Source organism: Variovorax sp. 01T439_2 (assembly GCF_056398445.1).
The window spans coordinates 1-3,337 of the sequence record NZ_JBFTPJ010000670.1; the positions used below are offsets into that span (position 1 = coordinate 1).

The window sequence follows — 3,337 nt, forward strand, 5'->3', positions numbered from 1 at the left end:
CCGGATCACGCAAATCCCCAGGACCACCGGTCCGCAGACCGCGGTGGTGGTCGGCCCCGAAGGCGAGGAAATCTGGACTGACCAGTACGGCCGCGTCAAGGTGCAGTTCCGGTGGGACCGCAGCGGGCGCCGCAACGAGAACTGCTCGTGCTTCGTGCGTGTGTCCCATGTCATCGCAGGCGACGGCTTTGGTGCTGTTTTCACGCCGCGCATCGGCCAGGAAGTGGTGATCGATTTCGTCGACGGGCGGGCCGACCGGCCGCTCGTCGTGGGGCGGGTCTACAACCCGCGCCAGATGCCACCCTTCAATCTGCCGGGCGAGCAGACCAAGAGCGGGTTCGTCACGCGTTCTACGCCGGGCGGCTCGCCGGAAACCGCCAACTCGCTCGTCTTCGAAGACAAGATGGGCGCTGAATACGTAGCGCTTCATGCAGAGCGCGACCTGAATGTCTCGGTGGAGAAGAACGAGACCCACGACACCGGTGGCACGCGCACGACCATCATCGTGGGGCATGAATCGGCCACCTACAAAGCCGGCGAAGAACGTCATATCACCGAGGGCGCGGTGGAGACGATCGACGGCGGAGAGACTCGCACGGTGACCGGCGGAGCGACCGAGACARTTTCCGGCGGCGAGACGCGGACGATTTCGGACGGCGCGACCGAGACGATCAGCGGCGGCGAAACGCGCACTGTCAGCGGAGGGTTCACGGAAACCATCAGCGGTGGTGCGACCGAGACGATCAGTGGAGGTGTGAACTCGACGATCACCGGCGGCGTGACCCAGACGATCACGGGAGGCGTGAACGAGACCATCAGCGGCGGCCTTACCTTCATGGTGAATGGCGGGGTCACCAGCAACGTCCTGGGCAACCACACGCATGTCGTCACGGGGGGCAGCACGACCACCACGACCGGACCCACGATCAATAACGCGCCGGACATTGTTGACAACTCGGACAGACGGACGATCAATGCGGGCGACAACACCGTCAACGCAGCCAAGGAAGGCTGGTGGCGCAACACGGACAACCACGGAACGCTCGAACATACGGGCGTCAATGTGGCGGCGGTCGATGTCAATGGCGTGAAGCTGCAATTCTCGGGGGTGAACGGCCAGTTCAACGGCGTCTTCATCAACCTGTCCGTGACCAGCATCATCGATGCGAAGTTCAAATACAAGCTCAATCCCGTTGGCATCTCGACAGTCGGACTCAGTCTCAAGACCGGCTACATCGCAGTGGCATTCAAGAGCCTTTTCATGAAGGCCTGATGCGCGGCATTCCTTCGAAAGAACGCAAGTGAGCTGGTGGAACATCCTGGCGGCAACCCTGTGCCTCGGCCTGTGCGGTATTGCGGGGGTGTTTGGGGTACACGTTATCGTTTCCTCATACGCTGCAAACGCCCGCTACATGGCCGAAGAAAAAACCTGGCAAGCACTGCGCGGCCAAGGCGTGCGCGCGCAAGGTGTGGTGGTCGGCATCTCGAGGCAGGCGAATCGATTGACCAAGAACGGCAACTATGGCAACAACGAAGTCGCCGCCACCGATCTGTTGCTCGCATATGAAGACGCGGCGGGAAACCGTCACGAAGTGCCGGTTGCGACTTTCATCGAACTCGGACTGCTGGCCAATTTCTCGGTCGGCAAGAAGATCGACGTGATCTATGCGCGAGATGCGCCCGATCGGGTGGCGATCGATCGGGAGCGCACGCCGCTGGAAATACCGTCAAGCGCCTACTGATGAAAACCATCAAGCCCCTGCGCCTGAGCATCCTGACGCGCCCCTACCTGAGGAACGGCGCCCAGTATCTGGCGATGACCGTCATCGCAATGACAAACCTGAAGGGCCAGCAGCAGCTTGTGCCGGAACCCGAGATCTGGAAGACCCTGACCGATGAACTGGGCGGCGACACGGTGTTTGATCTCGGCATGCCCAAGGACAATGCCGAATTCATCGCATCGGGCTTTGCGCACACGGCGCACCAGCCGGACAAGTCTCGCTGTGCAGTGAGCGTGCAAGTCGGGGCGCGCAAGAAAACGCTCCTGGTGTTCGGCGACCGATTCTGGATCGACGGCCGGGCGACCGCGCCCCAGCCATTCGATGCGATCCGCCTTGACTGGCGCAAGGCCTTCGGGGGCCCAGGGTTCGCGGAAAACCCCCTGGGCATCGGACATGACGATGACATCGTCGAGGGGTTGAAAGTGCGGCGCGTGCCCAACATCGAACACGCGAACGGACTGCTGTGGCGGCCGGGCCAGGTGCCTGCACCCGCAGGCTTCGGCCCGATCGATGTGGCAAGGCCTTCGCGGATGCGCAAGATGGGGCGCGACTACGACGAGCATTGGAAGCAGAACCTCTATCCCGGTTTCGCGAGGGACATGGACTGGGGCTACTTCAATGCAGCCTCCGAAGACCAGTGGCTGGCGCTGGGCGAACGCGGCCTGGCCGGTGCCAGCTACGAGATCCTGAACATGCATCCGGAGGATCCGGTGCAACGCGGCCGCCTGCCCGACTGGCAGGCGCGAGGGTTCATCGTCCGTGAAGCAAAGAACCGGCAACTGGCGTCGGGCATTTTTGACGAAGTCTCGCTGCGCCTCACGACGGCCTGGTTTTTTCCCCATCGAGAGCAGGTCGCGCTGGTGTACCACGGCAGCATCGGCATCGAGGAAGACGACGCATCCGACATCAGCCACGTCATGGCTGCCATGGAGGAAGGTGGGTCGGAACGGCCTTTGGCTTCGTACCGCGATGTATTGATTCAGCGCTGCGATCCCGAGAACGGCGCACTCTACGCATTGCGCGACGATCAATTGCTGCCGCCGAACTCGATTGGGCAGTGGCTCGAGAACAGCCAGGAAGAAGACAGGGACGCCGACCCGCTCACCCGCAACATGAAAGTTCGCGCCGAACGTGCCCAAGCCAAACTGGCCGAAGCATTCAAGGCGAGCGGCGGAGATCCGGCCAAGTTCGCCCTGCCGCCCCCGCCGATCACCACCCCGCCCAAGCTGCATGAGATCCCGGCCTATGTGCAGAAGATGAAAGCCATGGTGCAGGAGCAGCGGGAGAAGCTGGCGAAGGGGCGGGAGGCGATCGGCAAGGCCGCCGATGCCAATGCGGTCCAATCGAAAAAGCTTGGCTTCGATACCTCGACCTTTCTCGCGAAAGCAGAAGCGGCCAAGGGCAAGGGGCCTCCGCGCTTCGACCCCCGGCCTTTCGTAGACGGAATCTCGGGTGTTTCTGCGGCGGTAGGCGCGCCGCCCGCGCCCCCGGAGAGCCTCGCGGAACTCAGGAGGGTGACGGCCGACGCAAAAAGAGGATTGCTCGCGAGCTATCGC

Annotated in this window: 3 protein-coding genes; all 3 read left to right on the forward strand. The window is 62.6% G+C overall.

Annotated features, from left to right (window positions below):
* Positions 1 to 1,273, forward strand: a 1,273-nt coding sequence (locus AC1DOC_RS25560; protein ID WP_478130749.1) for a type VI secretion system Vgr family protein, incomplete at its 5' end; no start/stop codon positions are given.
* A gap of 28 nt (positions 1,274 to 1,301) precedes the next feature.
* Positions 1,302 to 1,742: a DUF3592 domain-containing protein gene (locus tag AC1DOC_RS25565; protein WP_278877288.1), complete on the forward strand. Its 441-nt coding sequence runs from the start codon at positions 1,302 to 1,304 to the stop codon at positions 1,740 to 1,742.
* Positions 1,742 to 3,337, forward strand: a 1,596-nt coding sequence (locus AC1DOC_RS25570) for a DUF2169 family type VI secretion system accessory protein (RefSeq protein ID WP_478130750.1), incomplete at its 3' end; no start/stop codon positions are given. The genes AC1DOC_RS25565 and AC1DOC_RS25570, both read left to right, overlap by 1 nt.